This window comes from Algivirga pacifica (assembly GCF_039543525.1).
Taxonomy (GTDB): domain Bacteria; phylum Bacteroidota; class Bacteroidia; order Cytophagales; family Flammeovirgaceae; genus Algivirga; species Algivirga pacifica.
On record NZ_BAABJX010000048.1, the window covers coordinates 16,509 to 41,472 of the forward strand.

Below are 24,964 nucleotides of genomic sequence, written 5' to 3' on the forward strand. Positions count from 1 at the left end.
TTTAAATAAAATCCACATGTCCCCTCTATTTCCCATAGTTTTTATTGATAAAATCCTGATTTATGGATTAAATTTTGTTTAATTGAATCTTGATTCGATCACATTTTTAACTACAACCTCTTAATTATACTAATCACATGAGAAAATTTTTATTACTCTTTTTTATCAATGCGCTCTTTCTATCGAGCTGTGACCTTTTTGAACAAGAAGTAGACTTAGTAAAGGAACCTATTGATATAAGTACTTATATCAGCACTTCTCCTTTACAATTGGATGCAGCGGTTAATTATCAGTATGCTGCTGCAGTTCCTTATGGAACCAATGAGAAGAACAAATTTGATATTTATCTGGCAGATGCTACTGCTCCTACCCCATTGGTAATTTGGATACACGGTGGTGGATTTGTAACCGGAGACCGTTCTCTATCTCCTCAAAACTTTGGAGGACAAGACCCTACAGATATTGTAACGGCATTTCTTTCTCAAGGAATTTCATTCGCTTCTATCAGTTACCGCCTATTGGATGCTCAAAATGAAACCGAAGGAGTGATCAAATCACTAAATGACAGCAAAAGAGCATTACAGTATTTGAAATTGTATGCAGAGGAGTTCAATATTGATCCTGATCGTATTGGCATTTTTGGAGCTTCTGCTGGAGCCGGTACAGCTTTGTATTTGGGATTGAGCGATGACTTGGCGATCTCTACTAGCCAAACTGATGATATTGTTTTAACACAATCTACTAGTGTAAAAGCAATTGGAGCATTGGAGACTCAAGCAACTTACGACATTCCTAAATGGGACCAGTTAGTCTTCAAGCCATTGGCAGACCACGGCTTGAAACTAGACTCCAAAAGTTTACCAAATGCTGTTTTAGGCCCAGAAGGTGACCTTCCATTAAGTGTTGGCCTTTTGTCTGCCGTGCCAAGCATCGCCGCAACGATCAACAGCTTTTATGGAATCAGCTCCGTATCTGATCTATACAGCAATGAGACTTCCGCTTACAGAAAGCAAGTAGAAATCTTGAGTCTAATGGATGCTAATGACCCTCCAATTTACCTACAAAATTCTATCTGGAACCTGGAACCGGACGAAAGCATGTATGACTTGAATAATCCGGAAAGTATTGGAGCATTGTTCAACTTTGTCTTCCACCACGCTTACCAAGCCAAAGCATTGCATGACCGTGCCGAGGAAGTTGGACTAAAGCACGTATCTATCATTCCTGAACTAGGAATTGAAGATGAGAACACAAAAGATTTCGTTACCTTCTTTATTGGAGAATTGAAAGAAGCCATCTAAGAAATATCGTATAGTACGAATATACTGGTCGTAGTGTCCTCACTACGACCTTTTTCATTATTAGAGCATCCACTCTCAATAAAGAAACTTTGTCTCGTCGAAAAGCCTATTATCAAAATCAATATACATAGGTAAAAGCTCATAGACTCTTTCAAACTCCTCTTCATTGAGTTCCTCCACCTTCTTGTCAAACATCATCAACGCTTGCTTATTCCATAACTTCTGGTACTCACCGAATATATTTTCTAATAATCTAGAAAATTCTTCAGTTGATGTACTTTTTGGTAAACCCAAGTAAATAGCGGCTTTTCTTGGGGATTCCGCATATCGTTTATTCTGCTGTGGGTTTATGTAAAAGGCATTAAATTGCTTTTTGGAATAGTCTGTTACCTGTTGCAACTCCCATATATTTCTCTTTTTAAAACAAATACATGCTCCTTTACTTATTTCAAAGGATTGTACGTACAACGGTATAATTACTCCCTTCTCTGTTTGTAATGCAATTTGAGGAAAGAAACTATTCTTGTATTGGAGTGAAATATCGTCAAAGCACTCTCCAAAAGTTTTGAACTGGGACAAAGGAATAATTTCTCTCTCTTCGTAAAGATACCGCTGCCAAGAAAGGGTTATTTGATCTTGGGCACGCTCGCGATCTAAAATAACGGTCGTATCCCATTCACAGGATATCAATAACATAAAAGGAACTAAGAGTTGTAATTGGTTTTTCATGATGTGGGAGTGTTTTTTACTTACATAATGAAAAACGGAGGAAGGGTTACATTTTTCACAAAGGGACCACATCATTACAAGTCTTTCATACGGCCGCACCACTGGCGCGGCCATACGAAATCACAATCCTAACACCTTGGCATCAATAAAGAATGTCGCATCAATATTGATTGTATAATCCTGTGTGATCAACTCATCAGTCACTGTATTCAATCTTAACTGAAACTCGTCTTTCTTGATATACTCCTGTAGATCGGCACCTGTAGGAGTTAGCGTCAACGTATTTCCAACTTGCCAGGGAATATTTTTAATGGATGCTACTTCAATCTCTTCTAATCCCTCTGCGGTTAGAAATACAGTCATGGATTCTAAAAAGCTAAAGTCTCCACCTGATGGAGTCGTTACACTCAGGGTAAGTTCCTTCAATAGAACTTGTTCAACCATATCCTTACGAGTATCATTTAGTGCGAAGGTTGACTCTGAATTAGTCTCAATCTTTGGGGTTAAAACCTTCAATGGAAACTCTATTCCTATTAAGGATGGCACCTCTACCTCTGTTTGATAATCCATCTCAAACTGGGTAAGTTTGGATAAGCTACTGCAAGAAGAAATTAAAAGAATAGTGATGAAGTAAAAAAATAACTTTTGCATATCTAAAACTGTTAATAAAAAATGATGATCTATCATTAAATACAATCCACAAAAGATATACCCGAATTATACTATGCTATGAAAATACAAGAACTCACCTTATATAGCCGCAATCTTCCACGTCAAAAATCTTTTTATCAGAATACGCTAGGCCTTGAAATCACGCAAGAGACGGATACATTTTTTGAAATCACTACCCAGAATACTTTATTAAGATTCGAAGAGAAGTCAGATGCCACTCCCTATCATTTTGCCTTTAATATTCCTTCTGAAAAGGAAGAGGAAGTAATGGAATGGCTTCAACAAAAAGTAAAGATCCTTCCCTTTCAAGGAGAAAAATTGGTAGATTTCTCTGCCTGGAATGCCAAGGCAATGTACTTTAAAGATATGGATGGGAATATTGTAGAGTTCATTAGTCGTAGAAATCTTCAATACCCTTTTCATGCCCCTTTTGATGTAAAACAACTTTGGGAAGTTAGTGAGATTGGGATGCCGACAAAGCGTGTGTCTTCTATATATGGCGAATTAAAGTCAGTTGCAAGTATAGACTTTTTTGATGGGGACCGAGAGCGCTTTTTGGCTGCTGGTGGAGAACATGGACTATTTATTATTATAGACTATCAGCAAAAAGACTGGATTCCTACTGATGACAAAGCCCTGCCCTCAGCTTTTCGCTGTACTTTTGAGTCCAATGGGAAGGTGTATGAGATAGAGTATAAAGAGGAAAAGATTATATGGCATAAGAAATAATATCTTATGTCGACTGTATTTTTTGAGTCAAAGGAGATTCTGTATGAGCGGGAATATAGGAGCAGGAGGATTGGGTATAGTGACCTTTTGAGCGAGGACGCTCAAAAAATGAAAAAGGTCGTAGCGAGGACACTACGACCAGTTTATATCATTTACAGGGTGGTGCCCTGTGCTAGTAAACCTTAATGCGTTTCATAAACGTATTCTGGCTCTTCGATCTCTACGGTACCTTCCTCATTGATGGAAACCAATTTTACTTTCTTGATCTCGTTCACCAACATAGGATCATACTTGGCACGAACCCTTACATAGTTATCCGTAAATCCATACATGTAACCATCCTGAATCTCATGTTCGAAGAGTACGTTATATTCATTTCCTAGCTGGCTTTCATAGAATGCTCTCTTTTTCTTTTCAGAAAGTCCTCTAAGCATTTTGGAACGACGGTTACGTTCTTTCATTGGAACAGCCCCTTCCATATCAACCGCTTCTGTATTATCACGCTCTGAGTACGTGAATACGTGGAAATAAGAAACGTCTAACTCATTCAGGAAGTAATAGGTATCCAGGAAATCTTCTTCTGTCTCTCCAGGGAAACCAACGATCACATCTACACCAATACACGCATTTGGATTAAGCTTCTTGATCAGCTCTACCCGACTGCTATAAACTTCACGCTTATAACGTCTTCTCATAAGCTGTAAGAGCTTATCTGAACCTGACTGAAGTGGTATGTGGTAATGAGGCACAAAGCGCTCTGAATCGGCACAGAATTCGATAATCTCGTTCGATAGTAGATTCGGTTCGATGGACGAGATACGAATACGATCAATCCCCTCTACTTTATCCAGTTCTTTTACCAGATCAAAGAAGCGTACTTCTCTCTTTCCGTTGATAATACCGAAGTCTCCAATATTTACTCCTGTCAGTACCACCTCTTTTGTTTCGGAGGCTGCGATCTCTTGCGCGTTTTTAATCACATGCTCTATCGTATCACTTCGGCTCTTTCCCCTTGCCAATGGAATAGTACAGAAGGTACATTGATAGTTACAACCGTCTTGTACTTTCAAGAAGGTACGGGTTCTATCGTTAATGGAGTACCCTGAGATAAAGTCTTTGGTTTCTTTAATCTCCTGCGCCAGTACTTTTGGCTCTTCTGTTTTCACGAAACCGTCCAGCAGTTCGATCAGACGGAACTTCTCTGCGGCTCCGAGCACTGCATCCACCCCTTCCAGTTCTGAGATTTCCTTTGGTTTCAACTGTGCATAGCAACCAATGATAGCCACATAGCCGTTCGGAGAGATCTTCTTGGCTTCTCTCACCACCTTTGCGCATTTCTTATCTGCGTTATCGGTTACCGAACAGGTATTAATAATAAATATATCTGGAGTTTCTGAGAACTCTACTTTTTTGTATCCCTTCTCTTCAAACATACGACCGATCGTAGAGGTCTCGGAGAAGTTCAGCTTACAGCCTAATGTATAAAATGCTACTTTTCTCATATCTTGCCTGTCAAAATTCCTGCAAATTTAAGGCTTTTTTCAAGAAATCACGATTTCCATTTAATAACGTTTTAACATTCGTCCATTTTTAATCAAATCCAGCAGGTGATCTTTCACCCAACCTTGCTTCAAAGTCCATTGTCCAAAAGGTATTGGGACGATATAATGTTTTACTCTTAGCATCTTATGATAGACTTGTAAAGGCCTCTCTTTCTCGAACCCTGGGAAGTAAAAACAAAAGGTACCCCCTTGGTAAGATAAAGCCAGACTAAAACATTCGTTGCCTATTTCAAAATCCGTTCTTACCTCCCCTAGCTTTTGCTCTTGCAACCATGTCTTCAACTCCTCTATAAAAGGAATCTCTAACATTTGGGCTACTTGTCCCTGTAAAAATGCTTCTGAGTGTTCCAAGTAGGCCTCCATAAGACTCTTCTTGCCTTTTAGATAATCTGTTCCTATAACCGATGAGATGATCCATTGTTTTTTTCGGCTCCGGCTAATACTCACATTGAATACGTCCTCTCTATTCAGGTGTTGTAAGGCTGAAGGATGCGTCTCCGGACAAATCCCCATCGAAAGCATCATAAAGTCTTTCTCTTCTCCCTGAAAAGAATGTGCTGTTCCTACCAAGACATCGTGTCGTTGTAGGTGTTCCAACGTCAATTGCTTTTGCACTCTTTTCTGTAGGTAGTCTACCTGTGTCCTGTAAGGGGAAAGTATTCCTATGGAAGACACTTTTTCAACAGGAAGTTCCTTCTGTTCCTCAATCAAGTGCTCCAATAGTGCTAACACTTTATCGGCTTCCGCTTTAATATATCCCGTCTTGGTTCTTTTCCCTTTTACGCCCACCACTTCTAAAGGATTATCGGTTTCCTTCAGATACTGATGCGTCATGATTTTTAAACGCTTCTGATAGAACTGCTTATTAGAAAAGGATATCAATTGAGGATGACTACGGAAATGCTCATCCAAAAAGTTAAGCTGTCGTTGATCTTCCGTGCTTTCGTAGATCAGGTCCAGTACACTTTTCTCCCTGTAGTCTAATCGTTTCTGTTCCTCCAATGTCAACTGATGGAGATTCCCTAAATACTGTTGTTGTTTTCGACTTAGGAAGGAATTGTGTCTCAGTTGCTTGAAATCCCCTGCCACGACCACTCTTTTGGCTCGTTGTAATGCCGGAAGTATACTACTGATATCGCATTGGGTCGCCTCGTCAATAATCACCACATCAAAGAGTTCCTTATACATCGGCAGCACCGCACTCACCTCTGTGATACTCACCAACCATACTGGAAATACAGAAAGCAGTCGTTGAAAGTCCAGGGAATCGAAGATGTCTGACTTGCGGCCACTGTTTCTTGCCTTAATGGCTCCATGAAGGTTCTTTAAGGCTTTGTAGTCTTTTTTGAGGCATTGGTTGACCTGATAGTAAAAACTATTCTTTACATAGATCTGTATCAGTCTGTTTCGTTCATTCAGCAATTGATAATAGGCTTCGGTAGCTTCCCAAAGTGGACGTTCATGTTCGATACGATATTCTTCTATTCTTTGTGTCAATCTATTCCACCAGCCTGCTCCTTCAAAAAGCTCTTTTCGCTTCCCTTCCCTAAGTTCTTTTCGTTTGTACGTCTGGTGAATGTTCTCAATCTTTTTCTCTATAGCCGATAGCTCTTTTCTAAGTTTATTCAACTCTGCCGAAGTCACCTTTGGCATCCCTCCTCCTTGCAGGATGTATTCCAACTGATCTTTCAATTGCTTTTTCAGTTCTCGGCTTCCTCCTCCTCTCATAAGGACTTCTGCCATATCAAACTCCTCCTTGAGTTTCTTCCCTACAACATCCACCGCTTGATTATTCGAAGAAACCACCAGGACAGATTCTCCTCTTCCTACACAATCCATCACCATAGCCGCAATGGTAAAAGACTTCCCTGTTCCCGGAGGACCCACAATAACACTGGCTTGAGAGGTCGCTCCTACCTGAATAATATTTTCCTGAGCTTCACTTAATAGCGCTGGAACCATTAAAGAAGAGGTGCTTTCGTTTTTAAAATGATTGGAAGTACTTCCCAAATAGGTCTTTAAAGCTGAAGAGTATTCAGCCTCTTGAAACCCTGACAGTTCATCTAACTCGCTCAAGACACCATACGTCAACGATGATTTTCTAAGAACACATAAAGCGGAAGCTGGTTCAATGACAGTACCTTCCTCTTCATACTTTTTACTGATTTTCTCTTCTGTCTCTAACGTAGGATACATCAATAAAGGCTCCGTATCACAAGAAGTAAAGTATTCTTTAATGCTATTGCGAACGGCACTCACCTCATTAAACGTCAATACACCATCTAATAAAGGATCCTTTAAATCAAAAAGTAATTGTTGGGGGAATTCCTCCTCTTGCGCAAGAACCCTAAGTGCGGTAATGTTAATGACCGTATTCTCCCATACAGGAGAAACATAATACATCTCCTCCCGGTATTCGATGGTCATAGGGGTCATATAAAGAGGTGTCGTCAGTGCTCTACTGCGACCATTAATCTTGTACTTCCCCTTAACAAAAAGGGAGCATAGATAGATAGATTTTTCTTTTGGGTGTAATTGTAATCGGTAGGCTGCCCGCTCTCCCCATTCTTCGTCTACTGGGTATGAGGGTAATCCCCCCTCTAGCATGTCTGCATCATTCAGCCAGAAAGGTATTTCTACTTTTTCATGAAAAAAATCAGTCAGGCCCTGTTCTCTATTATCGGAGAGATAACATGACTGTAGGTATTTTATAAGATGCTGCATATAGGTTGAATCGTTGAACCGAGTTAATGGTTTATTGAAAAGTATTTCGCTCTAAAATACATCTAAATCATTTAACAATTCAACTCTTCACCATAGGTAATGAAGTATAGAGGTGTAAAAGTGTAGAGGTGTAAAGTTTCAGACTATACACCTCTACACTAAGTACTATTCAACCAGAGGAGGTACAAGCCTCCTCAACGATTCAACAGCTTATTTCAATAAGCCTAGTTCTCTCAAACGCTCTGTCAAGAACTCCCCTGCCGTCATATCTTTGTAGGCTTTAGGGTTTTCTTCTGTTACACAGCCCTCCAGACACGTTAGATCCATCTCTGCTCTAGGGTGCATAAAGAATGGCATAGAGTATCTAGAAGACTTCAGGTTTTCTTTCGATGGATTAATTACACGGTGGATCGTTGAACGAAGCTTATTGTTAGTCAATCTTGCCAACATATCACCGATGTTAATGACAATTTCGTTCTCTTTTGGAGAAACAGAAATCCACTGTCCATCCAGAGACTGTGCCTGTAGACCTTCCGCACTACCTCCCATCAATAAGGTGATCAAGTTAATATCACCATGGGCTGCTGCACGCACGGCACCATCAGGAATATTATCTACATTCTCTAGTGGGTAATAATGAAGTAAACGAAGGATACTGTTTCCATTGTGGATTTTTGCATCAAAATAGTTTTCTTCCAGACCTAGGTATAAAGCAATCGCTCTCAACAGTTGCTTCCCAGTTTGCTCGAACGTGCGGTACACTTCCAAAGAAACCTCCTTCAGTTCTGGCACCTCATCTACCCATATATTATCAGGATAGCTCACTGTATCATTATCCGTCACTACCTGACCTACGTGAAAAAACTCTTTCAAGTCAGGCAACTCGCTTCCTTTAGCACTTTCCTTGTTCTTACCTGTATATCCTCTTTGTCCGGCAAGCTCTTCTTTCTCATATGTGCTTTTCACCTCCTCCGGCAAGCCAAAGAAGCGCTTAGACGTCTCAAATAAATGCTTTTTCATCTCCTCGGTTACGCCGTGATTTTTCACAATCACAAAGCCCATATTAGAGAATGAATCTCCCATTTCCTTTACAAAATTCGACTTGCGTTCTGCATCTCCAGAAACCAGGTCATGAAAGTCTACTGTAGCGATATTGTTCTTATCCATGTAATGTTAATATAGATTGGTAATTCTGTTTATTTTTACGCTTCTCCTTAGAGGGCATAATTCATAGTTTTGCAAAGGTAAATGAAAATAATAAAATGAATGTTAATTCTTTTTCTGTAGGTTTTGCAATTTATCCTCCAGCTTCTTGGTATAACTCTTTACAAAAGGCACTGAGAAACTGAAGACAATACGCCATCGGTTCCAACGCACCCTTCCTTCATCATTGGTTTCCAGGGTTCCTCCTCCACCGTCTTCAGGAAATGAGAAGGGACGCTCAAAAGACCTACTTCCCCCGGTATGGGTTGCTCCTAACGTGATATCTGCACCTCTAAAATTCAAAACTATCCCTCCACCAATATTCAAGAAATTAGCATTCAACAATGCATTACTGACCACAGCTTCCTGATTGTTAAACTGGGGAGCATCATCTGGTATGGCTGAAAAGTCTGTACTCGTACTGGCATACCCTGAAACGTTCTTATTGATATACCACTCCAAACCTATTCCGAAATTGATAACCGGTCGCAACCTTTCTACTACCTTAAAAGAAATCGTATCCTCAGGGTTACTCTGGGCAATATGATCTTTTGCCACTAATTGATCATAAGAATTGACACCATTAAAAAACTCTGTACTGAAATGTATTTTGTTTTTTTCCTTTATGCTATAGGTTACTCCTCCACCAATTGCAAAGGGCGTTTTACGTCTCACTTTTAAGCCAGACTGATAGCTATTCGCATAATACCCATCAATGGATGAACCCGTAAAACCTGAGTAATATTCTTGGTAATTATACTTTCCTTCATTAATAATATTGAGATGTGGTGTTCGGATCGTTAATCCCCAAGACAAGCGTTCTTTCTGATAAGCTAATCCTGCTTTCCATAAAAAACCATACACATTATATCTGAACTCTCTTCTATACTCATAAATCCCTACTTCTGCCGTATCCTCCAAAAATGCCCTTAGAAAAAGCTCGTTACTTTTTCGGCTGTTCAAAATCGAGATATTTGCCGACACTCCTACAGATATGTTATCCGAAAGTTTATGTGACCAGGTAAGGCCAAACCATTCTTCCCTAAAACTACTATTAGACCTGGTCTCTGCCTCAAAAATCTCCGTACCTGGTAAATCATCTAACACTTCTCCACGACTTTCATTTCTAAAATTAAAGCGAACAGATAAGCGAGCTCGCTGCAAACTATAGTAAGCAAACTGATGCTCTGGCCATGCTTTTATTTTGAAAGTACCGGCAAACATACTAGGCACCCCTCCGAAGTCTGTATTTTTGGTATCCACTCCATCTTGTACACCATCTTCTATAGTAAAATTTGAGATTTGATAAACATCCGCACTTAACAAAAAAGAGGGATTCTCTACCTGCCCTAGTCTTGCTGGATTATAAAATACAGCACCCAGGTCTTCCACTCCTCCAATAACAGAACCGCTCAACAGCATAGATCGTGTTCCGTACTGCTCTGTCCAATAATGCCCTTCCTGCCCTTGTAGAGGAGATGTCATCAGTATAAGGATAAGGATATAGTATATCTTTTTGGTCATAAACAATTCAAGGCTTACATGCTTTCTTCCTGAGATATCACATCCTTACCTACTTTACCTACTTTTTTAGGTCAGAATCCTACAAGCGTAAGGTTATTGTTAAGGCTTACGCTAATATTCTTAAATAATTCATATACCTGTATTAAAATCATTCTATTTCTCCCTCTCCCTGATGTATCTTTGATATTAATATTAGGAGTTAAGATTAAAGCTGTTACACAATATTGGTTTATCGCTTATTGTTTATTACTTAATTAAGATTGAATGATTAAACGATAACCAATAATCCATTACATGGCGTTTCTAAACGGCATATTAGTCCGTAGACAGCGACAAGATTAACCTGAGTGTTTATAGACAATTATTTAGAAACAGAGACATTGATAATCCATGAATACAACAAACACACTTCCAATCTATCAAGTAGACGCCTTTGCTTACCAACAATTCAAAGGAAACCCTGCAGCAGTTTGTCTTTTGGGAGAATGGTTGGAAGATGAACTATTACAAAATATTGCCGCTGAAAATAATCTTTCTGAGACGGCCTTTATCGTCACCAAAGAAGGAGCCTATTCTATTCGTTGGTTTACGCCAACAACAGAGGTGGATCTATGTGGGCACGCCACGATGGCTGCTGCGCATGTACTCTTTGAGCACTTGCAATACAATCAATCGAAGATCCTATTCAATAGCCCCCGTTCGGGAGTACTCGAGGTAACCAAAGAAGCCAACGACCGGCTAACCCTTAACTTCCCAGCACAGAAAATCGAGATGATCCCACCATCACAAAAGCTAGATACCGCTTTGGGTACCGCTGTTCATGGAACCTACAAGTCCTCCGACGATATTATGATTGTGGTAGGAAGTGAAAATGAAGTACGTCACTTGACGCCCAACCTTACTGCGTTAGGACAATTGCCTTATAGGGGGATTATCGTTACTGCCAAGGGAGATACCGTGGATTTTGTTTCCCGCTTTTTTGGTCCAGCTGTAGGCATTGAAGAAGACCCTGTAACGGGTTCTGCCCATACCAAGCTTATTCCTTACTGGGCAAAAAAGCTAGGAAAAGATACGCTACATGCACAACAACTATCCGCTAGAGGTGGAGACCTATATTGTCAGCTACAAGGAGATCGGGTATTGATCAGCGGAAGAGCCGTAACGTATATGAAAGGGGAAATTTTTATAAGGTAAGAGGTATAAAGTAAAAGGTAGAAAGTAATAAGTATAAGGTTTAAATTCACCTATTACCTTATACCTATTACCTTTTACTTTACACCTTTTTATACGTCTTTAAAGCACTGTAGGAACGTCTCCGCTGCTTGTGCTCCTCTAATGATATACTTGTCATTGATAATGAAGCTAGGTACTGCGTTGACACCTGCCTGGCGATACAAAGCCTCTTCTCTTCTGGCCTCTTCATCACCTGCCGAAGTATTATTGAATGTATCGATCACTTCTTGCGATACACCCACTTTCTTAGCTTTAGCAAGCAGCTCTTCCACATTACTCAAATCAGCTCCCTCTACGAAGAAGCTCTTGAATAGCTCAAGTCCTAAAGCCTCATCTTTCTCTTCTTGACGACATAGATACATCAAGCGGTGTGCTTCTGCTGTATTTGGAATCACTTCCAAGATGGACATATCCATAGGCAATTCCTCTCCACGGGCAGCTACTTCTACTTGTTGGAAGATCTCTTCGGCTCCTTTTCCAAACTTATAACGTGCAAAAGCCTCTTTCTCCATACCTTCTTTAGGTAGATCTGGGTGTAATTGATAAGGCTTCCAGTTCACCTCAAAGTCGAACTCCTCAGCACCTTCATCCATAGCATCCTGAAGGCGTTTTTTTCCTATATAACACCATGGACATACCACGTCTGAAATAACATCAATCTTAATCTTCTTCATTGCTACTTTAAATTGAATCTTTTGAACAGCTAATGCTAACGACTGGACATCAACTAATTTTTGTACAGTTTCAAACATTCCAGACGTGCCAATGGCACGTCCCTACCACGTTTTCAAATAGGTATACAAGAAAACAGAGACTTCATATCCAGTAGTTAGCAGCTAATGCTGTTTTCTTGAATTGTTAAATGGAGTTGAATGGCTTATTCTTCTCTTACAATTCTAACCATCCACCATTCGTATTGTTTCATAAAGAGCGTATTCTTCTTATATTAAAAAAGTTCTATTCGAGATTTAATAACAAAACAAACCTCAACTTTTATGCTAACAACTGATTTAACTACTTTAAGAAGAGAATTTCACGCCATTGCAGAAGTCTCTGGAAAAGAGTATCACACTGCAAAAAAAGTGGTGGAGGTATTACAGACACTAAACCCTACTGAGGTGATTAGTCCTATTGGAGGAACGGGCGTAATTGCTGTGTTTGACAGTTTTCAGGAAGGACCTACCATTCTATTTCGTTGCGAACTAGACGCTCTACCCATTCAAGAGATCAACACCTTCGCTCACCGATCAATCACAGAGGGGGTGTCTCATAAATGCGGGCATGATGGACATTTAACCTCAATGCTAGGGCTAGCAAAGCAATTATCTCAAACCCCTCCTAAGAAAGGGAAAGTACTTTTAGTCTTCCAACCTGCAGAAGAAAATGGAGAAGGCGCCAAAGCAATCCTGGAGGATGATAAATTTGACACCCTATCCCCTGATTATGTCTTTGCCTTTCATAATTTACCAGGCTATCCTCTCAATAAAATCATCTACAAACCTGCATCCTTTACAGCGTCTGTTAAAAGTATTATTATAAAGTTACACGGTAAGACGGCTCATGCGGCAGAGCCGGAGCATGGAGATAACCCTGCCCTTGCCTTATCTAGAATATTGCAAGAATCACTAAAGTTAGCCAATAACAATCCCGACGATGAAAAGCTAACCGTGATTACGCCAATTCATATTAATATGGGAGAATTGGCTTATGGGATCTCTGCAGGTTATGGAGAACTTCACCTCACCGTAAGAACCTGGACAGAAGACTATTTAGAACATATTTCAGATCAGATTGTCGCCCTTTCCAAAAAAATAGCTTCAGAAGAAAATCTAACCCCTGAAATAGCCTTCACCCAACACTTTCAAGCCAATGAAAACCACCCAGAAGCGATGGAGCACCTCTTATCGGCTATCAAGGAATGTGACTTGCCTGCTGCGGAAAGAGCCTATCCATTTAAGTGGGGAGAAGATTTTGGATTGTTTACCCAAAAATACAAAGGAGCGATGTTTGGAATAGGCTCAGGAGAAAATTGTCCTGCCCTTCACAACCCCGATTATGATTACCCGGATGAGATTACTCCAGTGGCAGTGCGCTTATTTCATCAAATTGCTTTGCGTATAGCAGAGGTCTATCAAACGGCTTAAATTTATCTGTCATACTACCAATAAGCTTTGTTGAATCGTTGAACTTCATCACTACGTGATGAGTTGAATAGAGCTTCACTCGTTGATTCGAGTTGAATTGTTGATTGAAATATATATGAATACTCAAACAACCTATCAACTCGAATCAACGATTCAACTCACCGAAGGTGAAATTCAACGATTCAACAAAGCCTATTAGTAGTGTGGCAACTACTTATGCAACGCTACCATAGGTCTCTTTTTACATATCATTAGCTTAGTATTCATTCATGTCTTATTCCAACCATATCGAAATCAGTAAATCAGCGCTCGAACAAAACATTAACTTTATACGCCAACAACTCCTACGCCATACACGTCTTTCCTGTGTCGTTAAAGGAAATGCTTACGGGCATGGTATTCCCATTATCATTCCCCTAGAAGAGGATATGGGAATCAACCACTTCTCTGTCTTTAATGCAGAAGAGGCTTACCAAGTAAAACAAGTAAGCAAGCGTAACAGCACCATTATGATTATGGGAATGCTTACGCAAGAGCAGGTACACTGGGCAGTAGAGCAAGAAGTAGAGTTTTATATTTTTGAAAGAGAGCGTTTACAGGAAGCTGAGGAAGCCGCTAAAAAAATAGGGAAACCGGCCTTGATTCACTTAGAAGTTGAAACAGGAATGAACCGAACAGGTGTTCCCTTTGAGTTACTGGAAGAGTTCGTCCTTAAAATTGACCGTAGCCCTCATTTACAACTTAAGGGAGTATGTACCCACTTGGCGGGAGCAGAAAGTATTTCCAATTATTATAGGGTAAAAAAGCAAACCATCACCTACCAAAAGATCCTTAGAAAACTGCAAGGGATGGGAATCACTCCACAAAATAGGCATATTGCCAGTTCTGCGGCTACCCTTAGGCATCCAAATACACAGATGGATATGGTAAGAGTAGGTATCCTTCAATATGGTTTTTTTCCAAACGAAGAGACTTTCACCCATTATATTACCAAGAAAACAGACTACGATTACCCATTGAAAAGGATTATCTCCTGGAAAAGTCAGGTCATGAGTTTAAAAGATATTCAACAAGGAGAATTTGTGGGGTACGGCACTTCCTACTTTGCACACTCTCCCATGACAATCGCCACAGTTCCGGTAGGCTATGGGCATGGATATAGTCGTTCACTAAGTAACCAAGGCAGAGTCATTATCAATGGGCATTTTGCTCCGGTCGTTGGTACGATTAATATGAATATGATCTGTGTGGATGTTAGTAATATTCCTAATATTCAAAAAGGTGACGAAGTGGTATTAATTGGCAAGCAAGATGAATTAGAAATTTCAGTAGCCTCTTTTAGTGATTTCAGTAATCAGATCAATTATGAGTTATTGACGAGGTTGCCGATTGACATTCCCCGTATCGTGGTAGAGTAATTATAATGGCTTGGTTGAGTGGCACTGCGTGCCGTTGAGTGGAGCTTCGCTCCGTTGAGTATAGCCCTTCGGGCTGTTGAGAAAAAGCAGTACTGTAATACCTCAACAGCCCGAAGGGCTATACTCAACGGAGCGAAGCTCCACTCAACAAGCGGCGTAAGCCGCCTCAACTGTCGATTTTTTATTCAAACTTAATTAAACAATAAGCGATAACCGATAAGCATCTATCCAAACTACTATAGCGTAAAAAATCATTTCCTTATATGGAGTTAAAATTGAATAATATCTGTTGTATTTGTGAATCATCACACTTAAAGCAACTTATTATGGGAATTTTAGCATGGATAGTTTTTGGCTTAATTGCGGGAGCATTAGCCAAATGGATTATGCCGGGCAATGACCCCGGAGGTATTATTGTCACTATTATTATTGGTATTGTGGGAGCTGTGATTGGTGGGTTTATCGGTACAGCCTTAGGGTTTGGAGATATCAGTGGATTTAATATAAAAAGTCTTTTGATTGCGATAGGAGGTGCCTTAGTTCTATTATTTGGTTACCGGATGCTCAAAAGGTAAATCTTTTATTCATGATGTTTAGTTGAGCTTCGCTCGTTCATAATGTTTAGTTGTTTAATGGTACGTATTAATAAAAACAACTAAACATTATGAACAAGCGAAGCTCAATTAACATACGCCGTGTAGCGGATGAACAAAAAAACTATTCTTCTTCTTTTTCTTTGGTCAGCTCTCTTTCAGATACCTTGATCAAAGCGGTTGTTTGAAACTTAGAAGCCATTGTCGTACGAGCCAGCATGATGATGCCATTATCAGCAGTTGCTGCCATATCAGCGAGTTCATAAGCCTGCCCTTCTCCAAATTGCTTTTCTACCAAGATCTCTTGTGTTTCCTGATCCACAACAAGTACTGTGATCCCTCCAGTATAGTTGGTAAATGCAAAAACAAAGACCTTTTGTCCATCAACTTCCAGTGCTTCGACCTCAGACTCACTCCTAAAGTCCAGCCCTAGATAAGGCATCGCTACTAAATCCGATGCTTGGCCTATATCATTGATGATTGCTGAAGGAACAATCGACTGCTTACCGATTTCAAAAACCGTAGCGGCCATATGTCCGCCTTCCAGGACCTCTGCATCCATAATCCCAGCATCATAACGTTGGCCACCAAGAATCTCATTAATTCGTTGCCCGTTTGTTCCATCTATAAAGAGCAATGCAAAAGAAAAGTTGTATAAACCATTCAGTACAATATTTCCATCCGCAGTCTCCTCTACGAAAAATGGTAAACGTTTCCCCCAATTTAGATGTCCTGACACTATTGGGTTTTGCGTGATCACATCCTCGGATAATCGGTACTCCTGACCCCAAACGATCTCAAAATTGCTGTCGATTTTAGCTAACCCTGTCGTATAATTGCGATGGTTATAGTACTGAAGTAAAAAGTGATTATCTGCAGTAACGGTCGCAGCCAAAGGATAAATAAACTCAGCAAACGTAGCGGCTTCTGTTGTTTGTCCAGAAGCTGGATCTGCCATCAAAAAAACAGTCGCCAGAGAAGTCGTGTGCATTCCCACCACAAATGTTCTTCCATCGGACAGTTCTAGCGGTTGCTCCAATACATTTTCATAAGTATCCGGAATATTCGCTTCCCAAAGGATTTGTCCCAAACTATTGGTACGCATAATATTACCTCCCCATCCAAACTTGGAATTGGCAATAGGCCTTCTATTCACAAAGAAATACCCACTGTCCAATAAAGGCGTCACCCCAAGGGCATAAGCACCCGTAGCATAGCGTTCATGATTGAACACCTTCATAAAAGACTCCTGCGGCTCCACTTCTATAGGTTCTTCCATACATGCTGTAAAGCATAAGGCTAGGAGAAGAATCGGTACAATATATTTATTCTTGAATTGCATCATCAGTTCCATGGTTATTATTTACTTCTATACATCATCGCAATATGATCCAGTGGAATCGTCACACTTAGGGCTACCTCAAGTCCTGAATATTCCCAATCATCCATTACATCGTAAATACTGGATAGGTATCCTCCTTGCTGATATCTCATTTCTGCCAAGAAAGGCTGCTGCATCGGAATCTTGTAATAAGCTTCCAAACCTAGACGAACCGTATGTACATCAATACTTAATCCTCCACCAGCAATATACCCCCAATGATAAGGTTGAAGCTGCTGCTCAAAACCTTCCCGTCTCACACTCTCTGTAATAAACTCTCCGGCATTTGTGATCTCTGTATCTATTATTTCTACTTTCTTGGTCGCATCAAACAATACAGAAAAATAGGCTCCCCCTTGTGCATAAACCTGTAGATTACCCAATGGAGCAGTCAATTTTGCCATCAGTGGAAGATCAAAAGAAGTGATCTTATGCTTAAAGGTATAATCACTGGCTAGGTTAACATTTTCCGATGCCCATTGATAACTATTGGAATACTCCCAGCTCATCATACTCAAGGTCGGCTGAAAGGTAAATCCTATCACATGTACAGGGTAATAATAAAGCTGTATCGCAACAGAAGGCTGTACCTGTGCCATGATCCCCTCATATTCTTTTTGGTAGCCTTCCTGACTTCCAGCAAGTTGCTCCAGCATATTATAGGACTGTACAATACGCAAGTTATTATATTGTGCTCCTACACGGAAACCTGCGTAAAACTTACTGTCATCCATAATCTTACGGACATAGCGATTGCTACTTCTTCCTTGTCCTATACTCCATTGTGCCATAAGCAATAAGGACAGCAGCAGTAAAAGTTGTTTCATAGTCGTTTTCTGTTTTCGTTTATTTGATGACGATCAATTGCTTAGTGGCACGAAGTATCCCTGCCTCAATACGGTAGTAATAGATTCCTTCCGGCAACCCTTGTACAGCTACCGATACCTGATGTTCTCCCGGACCTTTTTTCTCGTTGACCAACATTTTCACCAACTTACCTTCTGTATTGTACAAGCCCATTCTCACAGCTAATACATCATTGATTCGATAAGAGATTGTCGTACTCCAACGGGCTGGGTTAGGATATGCCGCATGCAGACGATAGCGTTGGTTGATAAAATCCTCTCTCACACTAGAGACTAGACCCCCTTGCCCCTTAAATAAGACATCCAGGTTTTGCTCTAATGCCACATCGCTACTCAAGTGGACCTGATCACCATGCTGTACAATTCGATCACCAAAGCCCGTCTTATCCAGGGTATCATAGTCAGCACCTAGCCAATCTTTCAGCAACGCAGTAAATACATCCCTGTAATCCAGTTCTACCGATAGGTTTCCTTTTCCTTGAAGTGCCTGGTTCGTACCATAAACTCCTGGCGTCACCCCTTCTCCAAATACAAACATTGGCCCTGCCTTTCCATGGTCCGTACCATAACTCGCATTAGAGTAAATTCGACGACCAAACTCCGAGAACGTCAGGGTCGCTACATCTCCACTATGTCCCAGTGCTCTTAAGTCATCATAGAACGCCTTGATTGCTGTAGTTAGGTGATACATTTTGGCACCATGAGACCCCATCGAAGGATCATAGTTCTCTACCTGATTGGCATGGGTATCAAAACCACCAATCTTAGCCAAGTAAACCTTGGTTTTTCCTTGCCCTAGTTTAGTCTGTCCATCGATCAGACGGGCAATCATACGTAATTGACCAGAAAGCGGATTGGTTCTACTTCCACTAGAGGAGGTCATCGGATAAAAGGAAGGATAGTCTACAGAACTGTTCATCCCAGCATTGTAAGCGGTATGAAGCTCTCCTGCATAGATATCTGTCTGGGTTTCCAGATTCATAATCCAGTTAAGTTCCTCTCCATAGCGTGTGTCGGCTACAGATTGAGGCGGCTGAAAGTCTACCTTCTCAATCAGATTAAAAAACTGCTCGGGATTTCTAATACCAATAGACACCGGTATTCCCTCTTCCCTATGAAAAGCCAACGACATGCTGTTGCCTATTTCCAATGCCAAAGGTTGTCTCATTTGGTCATTGGGATATGCTTTAGGATACCCAGGGTATATTTCATCCAAGTAACGACCGATCCAGCCAGAAGGCCATTCATCATCAAAATCTCCACCCATAAACCAGATATCCCGGCTTCTAAAATGGGATCCATTCATATTCTCATACCCCACATTCTGGATCACGGCAGCCATACCCATATCATACATTTGCTTCATGGCCATCATGTCTGGGTGCAAGCCCACCTGCTTCTCATCTGGTGTCAGGTTGGGAGAGTCCAGTGTAATATACTTTCTGTTCCCTTTATCAGGAATAGCGATATTGGGACGGGCATTATAATACTCATTGTAGCGATCTACAGGGATTACACAGTTCAATCCGTCATTACCACCATGTAACTGGATTAATACAATCACCTTGTCATTGGTACTACTGGCTGCAGCTCTTTGCAGCTTACTATCCATCGCAAAGGATTGTACAGGAAGACCTCCGATCACTAGAGGAGCAGCCCCTGCAACCGATGCCTTCTTGAGAAATTTTCTACGGTTCATATTTTTTGTCAGTAGGTTCTAAAAGATCTAATACAGCTGATGCTCTGGAGATTCCATCAACATTTTCACCAATAAGGCTAATTTGTTGCGCACATTCATCTCCTGCATCTCGTCATTCCACTGCGTTCTCCAATAGTCCAGGTTCTCGATATAGTTATCACTAATCTGCTCGACAATGGTGCTGGTGATAAAACCTTGTTTTCGTTCAGGAGTAATGATTTCTGGAAAAATATAATCAATCAGATCAGACACCAACTGCTCTGCATCCGATGGATCACTGCTATTGAGTGGGTCTTTGAAATACTCCAGAATATCCCAATTCATCATCATCCCCTCATCCAATAACTTTGTATACAACAGATAACGATAAGCAATATTATTGGGAGTAATCCAGAATCTATGGAATACAGGAGCTTGGTGATATGCCTGATACCCTGCTACTTCAGGAGGCTCATATAAGCGCATTCCTTGTTCTTCTATAGTACTATAGATATCAGCTAAAGCCGTCGCATACTCATCCATCATCTCTGGGTCACCTGACATGTCAGGATTCTCTACCATAGCTGTATTGTCAGGAAGCTTAAACTTGAAAAAGCGATAAGCGCCTACGGTTAGATCTAGTGGAGACTTAATGATCGCACCACGGATATTATCTGTAACGTCTGCATTATCCTCATCAAAAAAGTGCTGAGAACTAAAGAATACCTTTAGTACTTCTTTGATCTCATACGCTTCTCCCTTCAATTGTGCCGCTAATGGCTTAATGACATTCTCCAAAGCATCCGGAGAAATATCTGCATATAGGAAGTAACGGTATAAACGAGTCAATAAGAATACCCCTGTAGCCTCCTGATCAAAGATCATATCGACCATGTCTTGTACCTCCTTAAAGGCACTATCCAAAGGTTCCAAGGTGGTATCGGCAACGATCTTACGCTGACCAAAAGCAGTACTAAACTCCTTATCCGTATAATCATGACGGCTAGGATCAATAGTACCCAAAGTAATCTCCTCCGTTTGATTACTGAGATTCTCAATAAAACCTGATAATACTCTGGCTCCTTCCTGTACATCCTGCTCCGTATAGGTCGTATAGTCCCCTTCACCTACTTGTGGCCCCTTGCCTATGGTATACAATTCCAAAAACTCACGAGCGAAGTTTTCATTGGGACGTCCCTTGATATTTTGTGTACTATCCAGGTGTGCCATCATGGCGTGATCAAAACAAATATCATAGGAAAGTGATTTGAAGCTCCCCAAGGCATATTTGCGAAACAGTTGAAGTTGATCCCTTAAAGCTTTAGGCTCCTCTACCCTAGATTCCATTGTCGTAAAATGGGTATGATAGAAGAAAATCATTTTCTCTATTAAACCATTTCCCTGAAGCATATTGCTCAGCCACCATTGTATAACTTGGGCATTATCCTGATAAGTCAAGCGATACAAAGGATTATCGACATCATCATTAGTCAACTCTCGGGGTTCCTCCACAGGAGTATATTCCAGCAACAACTCATCCAGAGCTTCCGTAATTGTCATCGCAGCAAAGGCATCGATTCGCTCCTTGGTAGGCCCAAAAGTCAGTCGATTCAATAAATGCTTTGCACGCTTTAGCCCCAGAGTTCCGGTAATTGGTGTTAACGAACTCATTTAATTGGTCAAATTAATTATAAAAATTATTGTAAGCTTACCATAATAGACGAACAAATCTTGTTCCAGTTCCTTTCTGATCTATTACAAACATGTAAGTTATCAAGTCATAAAGTAATGTTTTAAGGGATAAGATTGAAATTTTCATATTCCTTTAGCTGATAATTTAATAAAACATCATCAGATCACACTTATTTTGCAACTATTGGATATTACCTGAATAAGATTGTATATTAAGAATATACTCTATTCAATGCTTGTTAACACGGTGCTTAGAATGTTTCAAGCATATTTTTCATTACAATTTAAACCCAACAAACAACACAACCATGATCAAACACTTCTTCACGGTCATAGCCCTTCTATGTTCCGTATGTTTTGTCTGTGCACAAAATATCAACTGGACCAACGTCACTTCCAACTACAACATGCCTCAAGGTATCGAGGTATACAAAGGAACCGATGCTAGCTGGCCATTAACCATCAGTTACATCAAAGTAGATATGAATGATCCCAGAGTCTCCCTTAAAGCCCATGCTTTTGAAGGAAGTTTCAAAAATGTAAGAGATTTTTGTGCCCAAGAGGGAGCAAAAGTCGCTATCAATGGAGGATTCTTTGGTGGGGGAGCCAATTATTCGGCAGTAATTGAACCAACAGGTGTCACGGCCAAGAATATAGCCGCCGTGACTCGAGACGGGTTATCTTACAAGGTTACTCGTGGGTTATTTACCGTAGACAAGTCCCGAAATATGTCTGTAGACTGGGTGTATCATTTTGGTAATAACGCCTCCGATATTTACGCCTATGCCCTACCGACTCCAAATGCAGTGGGTACCCCTGCCCCTGCTCCTGTACAGGCCGATGGAACTCCCTTAAATGACCTGTATACCGGCATAGGTGGCGGCCCGGTATTAGTCAAAAATGGGAGTACTTATATCACTTATACCAATGAGGTCATCTTCGGATCAGGGGTATCCTACAGTAATGTCGACCCAAGATCAGCAATAGGGTATACCAATGACGGATACATCATTTTGTTATCTGCAGATGGCAGATTAGGAAACTCTGTAGGGCTATCCTTGCCACAGTTGGCGCAGGTGATGAAAGACCTTGGATGTGTAGAGGCCCTGAACCTGGATGGAGGAGGCTCTGCGCAGATGGCAACAGGCAGTAGCTATATCAATAACCCTTCAGAACAATACCGATCGGTAGGCTCTATTATGGCGGTTCATCACACGCCTATAGAAGCACCCGTCACAATAGCTCCTGCTGCAGATGCACAGGATGTTCCCGGTCCTGTAATGCTGGAATGGATGATGCCTTATGCTACTGGATCTGATTTCAGGCTTCAGGTTGCCACTTCCCTTTCTGGTTGGAATGAAACCAATGGATTTACTGCTTCGACAGGCTCCTCTGCTAACATTCCTGTGAATGTAGGAACAGGGCAAGCAACTACCTACCTATGGTCTGACAGTAGTTATGGCTCTCCTTACAATGGACCTGTAATCGGGCAAACCTACTATTGGTCAGTACGTGCCTATCGTCCTGACCTGGGCGTATCTACCTATTCATCCCCAAAAATGTTTAAAGTAGGTATTCCTATGCCTGTTGCTGTGATTTCAGAAGATGCCGTGGAAGCATTGGTTGATCAAGCAATAAGCCTGGATGGGCTTGCTTCTTACATTACAAACGGGCAAATCGTCAATTATGCCTGGGATATGGGAGATGGAACTACCCTATCTGGCAGCAACGTTTCCCATCAATATACACAAACAGGCACTTACACCATTGCCCTTACCGTAACCGACGATCAGGGAAACACCAATACTGCAAGCATTACCGCTGATATTGTCGATTGTATCGCTCCATCTAATCCAGAAATCATTCTTGATGATAGTCAAGCCTCGTTATCTGGTGCATGGTATAGCAGCTCCTCTACGCCGGGATATGTCGGTACGGGGTATATTCATGATGGAGCAACCTCCCAAAATGACTGGTCAGCAACCTTTACGCCTTCTATTGCTACAACAGGTGAGTACGAAGTATTTGTATTTTATACGGCTGGTAGCAATCGGGCAACCAATACGCCTGTCAGCGTCAAGCATGCTTATGGTACGAATACAGTCTATGTTAATCAACAACTCAATAACCTCAGCTGGGTTTCCGTAGGAACTTATGTTATGGGAACAGGTAGCAACAATGAGGTAATTATATCCAATGAAGGGGCAAATCAGGTCGTGATTGTCGATGCGGTCAAACTGGAGTTCAGGGAATGCGCAAGCATTGCACCTCAAGCACCTCAAGCGATCATCAACAGCAGTACCCAAAGCAGTCAGGTGAATACCTCCATTACCTTTGATGCCTCCGCTTCCTCCGATGTAGATGGAAGTATTACTGCCTATGCATGGGATTTTGGGGATGGAGCAACTGCCAACACCGCTAACGCAACACATACCTATACCAATACGGGTACCTATACTGTCAGTCTGACCGTAACGGATAACGATAATCAGACAGCAACCACCACTCAGAATATTGAAATTACAGATATCACGCCAACGGTGACACTTACACACCCTGCCATGACCGCCATCGGGGACCCTTGTGTATTTACAGGAACGGCGACTCCTGGTATTACCCGTGTAGAAGTCACCGTAGATACCTGGCCACTAGCCAATGAAACGGTAGTCAATGGTCTATACTCATTTACCTATACATTCAATGGACTGGGGAGCGGTCGTAATGTAGTGGCTACAGCCTATAATGCCAACAATGACATCGTAGCCACATCAGCAAGTACGCTGGATGTCGTCAATCAGTACGTCACCATAGATGCTCCAGCCCAAATGCAAACCAATAATACGGTTACCTTTTCAGGTACAGGCAGTGGACAAATCACTCGTGTCGTTGTAAGGGTGGATACCTGGCAGGTTGCTGACGTAAGTGTGAGTAATGGGACATACTCCTTCCCTATTTCACTGAACACTGCTGGTAATAACCGTGAGGTGATTGCCTACGGATACGATCAAAACAATAACCTGATCGATACCGACACGACCTATGTAACAGTCAGTAGCTCAAACAACCGAACAACCCTAATGGAGGAGCAACAGGCATTATTGATCTACCCTGTTCCTGTCCGTACTACCTTATACCTTCAGCACTTACCACAAGAAAAAGGAAATGTGGTGATCCGGGACATCACAGGCAAAAAAGTAGGCAGTAAGCTATTCAAAGGAGAAAGTCTTCAGATGGACGTAAAGCACCTGCACAAAGGTCTTTATATACTGGAAGTCGATCGACAGTATATTGGAAAGTTTGTGAAGATGTAAACGTCTTTCAACGATTTATGCGAGGAACGGGCACTGCACTCGTTCCTCGCTTTTTTTGGCTAATTTCACTAACAGTGTTACTGCCACTAAAGACAGTCATCTAAAATTCATAGTGAACTTGGAGGAAAGTGGTTATATTAGTATTATTCTTTTATTTAGTAGGAGTTTTTTTAAAGAGTTAACTACCCCACTTTTTTGTTGCAA

At 41.1% G+C, this 24,964-nt stretch carries 18 protein-coding genes; 7 read left to right on the plus strand and 11 right to left on the minus strand.

The features are described from left to right. The first annotated feature begins 137 nt into the window (after positions 1 to 137). Positions 138 to 1,301 carry a carboxylesterase family protein gene (locus ABD985_RS15690; protein WP_345373343.1) on the plus strand — a complete coding sequence of 388 codons (1,164 nt, stop codon included), beginning with the start codon at positions 138 to 140 and terminating at the stop codon, positions 1,299 to 1,301. Positions 1,302 to 1,376: 75 nt separating this feature from the next. Here ABD985_RS15690 and ABD985_RS15695 read toward each other — a convergent pair whose 3' ends face one another. Beyond that, complete coding sequence (locus tag ABD985_RS15695) at positions 1,377 to 2,030, minus strand: hypothetical protein (RefSeq protein WP_345373345.1); 654 nt, start codon at positions 2,028 to 2,030, stop codon at positions 1,377 to 1,379. Positions 2,031 to 2,150: 120 nt separating this feature from the next. Beyond that, a complete protein-coding gene (locus tag ABD985_RS15700) occupies positions 2,151 to 2,681 on the minus strand; it encodes a hypothetical protein (protein WP_345373347.1) in 531 nt (176 codons plus the stop codon). A 78-nt stretch (positions 2,682 to 2,759) separates the two neighbouring features. Here ABD985_RS15700 and ABD985_RS15705 point away from each other — a divergent pair, with 78 nt between their 5' ends. Continuing rightward, positions 2,760 to 3,431 carry a VOC family protein gene (locus tag ABD985_RS15705; protein ID WP_345373349.1) on the plus strand — a complete coding sequence of 224 codons (672 nt, stop codon included), beginning with the start codon at positions 2,760 to 2,762 and terminating at the stop codon, positions 3,429 to 3,431. 182 nt (positions 3,432 to 3,613) lie between these two features. Here the strand turns inward: ABD985_RS15705 and mtaB are convergent, their stop codons facing one another. The 4 genes from mtaB to ABD985_RS15725 all read right to left on the minus strand — a co-directional run bounded on the left by mtaB (position 3,614) and on the right by ABD985_RS15725 (position 10,444). After that, the gene (gene mtaB, locus ABD985_RS15710) at positions 3,614 to 4,933 is read right to left on the minus strand and encodes a tRNA (N(6)-L-threonylcarbamoyladenosine(37)-C(2))-methylthiotransferase MtaB (RefSeq protein ID WP_345373351.1); all 1,320 of its coding nucleotides are present in this window, start codon (positions 4,931 to 4,933) and stop codon (positions 3,614 to 3,616) included. A gap of 60 nt (positions 4,934 to 4,993) precedes the next feature. Then, the gene (locus ABD985_RS15715) at positions 4,994 to 7,717 is read right to left on the minus strand and encodes a DEAD/DEAH box helicase (protein WP_345373353.1); all 2,724 of its coding nucleotides are present in this window, start codon (positions 7,715 to 7,717) and stop codon (positions 4,994 to 4,996) included. A 210-nt stretch (positions 7,718 to 7,927) separates the two neighbouring features. After that, positions 7,928 to 8,884: an isopenicillin N synthase family dioxygenase gene (locus ABD985_RS15720; protein ID WP_345373355.1), complete on the minus strand. Its 957-nt coding sequence runs from the start codon at positions 8,882 to 8,884 to the stop codon at positions 7,928 to 7,930. Between the two features lie 102 nt (positions 8,885 to 8,986). Continuing rightward, positions 8,987 to 10,444 carry an OmpP1/FadL family transporter gene (locus ABD985_RS15725; protein ID WP_345373357.1) on the minus strand — a complete coding sequence of 486 codons (1,458 nt, stop codon included), beginning with the start codon at positions 10,442 to 10,444 and terminating at the stop codon, positions 8,987 to 8,989. Between the two features lie 390 nt (positions 10,445 to 10,834). Here ABD985_RS15725 and ABD985_RS15730 point away from each other — a divergent pair, with 390 nt between their 5' ends. Beyond that, positions 10,835 to 11,638, plus strand: a complete 804-nt coding sequence (locus ABD985_RS15730) for a PhzF family phenazine biosynthesis protein (RefSeq protein WP_345373359.1) — start codon at positions 10,835 to 10,837, stop codon at positions 11,636 to 11,638. 89 nt (positions 11,639 to 11,727) lie between these two features. Here ABD985_RS15730 and ABD985_RS15735 read toward each other — a convergent pair whose 3' ends face one another. Next, a complete protein-coding gene (locus tag ABD985_RS15735; protein WP_345373361.1) occupies positions 11,728 to 12,351 on the minus strand; it encodes a DsbA family oxidoreductase in 624 nt (207 codons plus the stop codon). A gap of 321 nt (positions 12,352 to 12,672) precedes the next feature. Here ABD985_RS15735 and ABD985_RS15740 point away from each other — a divergent pair, with 321 nt between their 5' ends. The 3 genes from ABD985_RS15740 (at position 12,673) to ABD985_RS15750 (ending at position 15,814) form a co-directional block, all read left to right on the plus strand. Continuing rightward, positions 12,673 to 13,821 carry an amidohydrolase gene (locus ABD985_RS15740; RefSeq protein WP_345373363.1) on the plus strand — a complete coding sequence of 383 codons (1,149 nt, stop codon included), beginning with the start codon at positions 12,673 to 12,675 and terminating at the stop codon, positions 13,819 to 13,821. Between the two features lie 269 nt (positions 13,822 to 14,090). Beyond that, a complete protein-coding gene (alr, locus tag ABD985_RS15745) occupies positions 14,091 to 15,239 on the plus strand; it encodes an alanine racemase (RefSeq protein WP_345373365.1) in 1,149 nt (382 codons plus the stop codon). A gap of 326 nt (positions 15,240 to 15,565) precedes the next feature. Further along, the gene (locus tag ABD985_RS15750; protein WP_345373367.1) at positions 15,566 to 15,814 is read left to right on the plus strand and encodes a GlsB/YeaQ/YmgE family stress response membrane protein; all 249 of its coding nucleotides are present in this window, start codon (positions 15,566 to 15,568) and stop codon (positions 15,812 to 15,814) included. 142 nt (positions 15,815 to 15,956) lie between these two features. Here ABD985_RS15750 and ABD985_RS15755 read toward each other — a convergent pair whose 3' ends face one another. The 4 genes from ABD985_RS15755 to ABD985_RS15770 are packed head-to-tail and all read right to left on the minus strand — an operon-like array spanning position 15,957 to position 21,428. Continuing rightward, positions 15,957 to 17,177, minus strand: coding sequence for a hypothetical protein (locus ABD985_RS15755; protein ID WP_345373369.1), 1,221 nt, complete (start codon positions 17,175 to 17,177; stop codon positions 15,957 to 15,959). 14 nt (positions 17,178 to 17,191) lie between these two features. Beyond that, entirely contained in the window at positions 17,192 to 18,040 is an 849-nt protein-coding gene (locus ABD985_RS15760) for an outer membrane beta-barrel protein (RefSeq protein WP_345373371.1), read from the minus strand. Between the two features lie 19 nt (positions 18,041 to 18,059). Beyond that, entirely contained in the window at positions 18,060 to 19,778 is a 1,719-nt protein-coding gene (locus ABD985_RS15765) for a DUF1501 domain-containing protein (RefSeq protein ID WP_345373373.1), read from the minus strand. 27 nt (positions 19,779 to 19,805) lie between these two features. Further along, positions 19,806 to 21,428, minus strand: a complete 1,623-nt coding sequence (locus tag ABD985_RS15770; RefSeq protein ID WP_345373375.1) for a DUF1800 domain-containing protein — start codon at positions 21,426 to 21,428, stop codon at positions 19,806 to 19,808. A gap of 329 nt (positions 21,429 to 21,757) precedes the next feature. Between ABD985_RS15770 and ABD985_RS15775 the strand changes: the two genes are divergently transcribed. Continuing rightward, positions 21,758 to 24,760 (plus strand): PKD domain-containing protein, encoded by a 3,003-nt coding sequence (locus ABD985_RS15775; RefSeq protein WP_345373377.1) that lies wholly within the window; start codon positions 21,758 to 21,760, stop codon positions 24,758 to 24,760. The last annotated feature ends 204 nt before the right edge of the window (positions 24,761 to 24,964 follow it).

What these genes read in the sequence shown, in the direction of transcription:
- ABD985_RS15690 (WP_345373343.1), top strand. Translation starts at nt 138, where the DNA reads ATGAGAAAATTTTTATTACTCTTTTTTATCAATGCGCTCTTTCTATCG.
- ABD985_RS15695 (WP_345373345.1), bottom strand. Translation starts at nt 2,030, where the DNA reads ATGAAAAACCAATTACAACTCTTAGTTCCTTTTATGTTATTGATATCC.
- ABD985_RS15700 (WP_345373347.1), bottom strand. Translation starts at nt 2,681, where the DNA reads ATGCAAAAGTTATTTTTTTACTTCATCACTATTCTTTTAATTTCTTCT.
- ABD985_RS15705 (WP_345373349.1), top strand. Translation starts at nt 2,760, where the DNA reads ATGAAAATACAAGAACTCACCTTATATAGCCGCAATCTTCCACGTCAA.
- mtaB (WP_345373351.1), bottom strand. Translation starts at nt 4,933, where the DNA reads ATGAGAAAAGTAGCATTTTATACATTAGGCTGTAAGCTGAACTTCTCC.
- ABD985_RS15715 (WP_345373353.1), bottom strand. Translation starts at nt 7,717, where the DNA reads ATGCAGCATCTTATAAAATACCTACAGTCATGTTATCTCTCCGATAAT.
- ABD985_RS15720 (WP_345373355.1), bottom strand. Translation starts at nt 8,884, where the DNA reads ATGGATAAGAACAATATCGCTACAGTAGACTTTCATGACCTGGTTTCT.
- ABD985_RS15725 (WP_345373357.1), bottom strand. Translation starts at nt 10,444, where the DNA reads ATGACCAAAAAGATATACTATATCCTTATCCTTATACTGATGACATCT.
- ABD985_RS15730 (WP_345373359.1), top strand. Translation starts at nt 10,835, where the DNA reads ATGAATACAACAAACACACTTCCAATCTATCAAGTAGACGCCTTTGCT.
- ABD985_RS15735 (WP_345373361.1), bottom strand. Translation starts at nt 12,351, where the DNA reads ATGAAGAAGATTAAGATTGATGTTATTTCAGACGTGGTATGTCCATGG.
- ABD985_RS15740 (WP_345373363.1), top strand. Translation starts at nt 12,673, where the DNA reads ATGCTAACAACTGATTTAACTACTTTAAGAAGAGAATTTCACGCCATT.
- alr (WP_345373365.1), top strand. Translation starts at nt 14,091, where the DNA reads ATGTCTTATTCCAACCATATCGAAATCAGTAAATCAGCGCTCGAACAA.
- ABD985_RS15750 (WP_345373367.1), top strand. Translation starts at nt 15,566, where the DNA reads ATGGGAATTTTAGCATGGATAGTTTTTGGCTTAATTGCGGGAGCATTA.
- ABD985_RS15755 (WP_345373369.1), bottom strand. Translation starts at nt 17,177, where the DNA reads ATGATGCAATTCAAGAATAAATATATTGTACCGATTCTTCTCCTAGCC.
- ABD985_RS15760 (WP_345373371.1), bottom strand. Translation starts at nt 18,040, where the DNA reads ATGAAACAACTTTTACTGCTGCTGTCCTTATTGCTTATGGCACAATGG.
- ABD985_RS15765 (WP_345373373.1), bottom strand. Translation starts at nt 19,778, where the DNA reads ATGAACCGTAGAAAATTTCTCAAGAAGGCATCGGTTGCAGGGGCTGCT.
- ABD985_RS15770 (WP_345373375.1), bottom strand. Translation starts at nt 21,428, where the DNA reads ATGAGTTCGTTAACACCAATTACCGGAACTCTGGGGCTAAAGCGTGCA.
- ABD985_RS15775 (WP_345373377.1), top strand. Translation starts at nt 21,758, where the DNA reads ATGATCAAACACTTCTTCACGGTCATAGCCCTTCTATGTTCCGTATGT.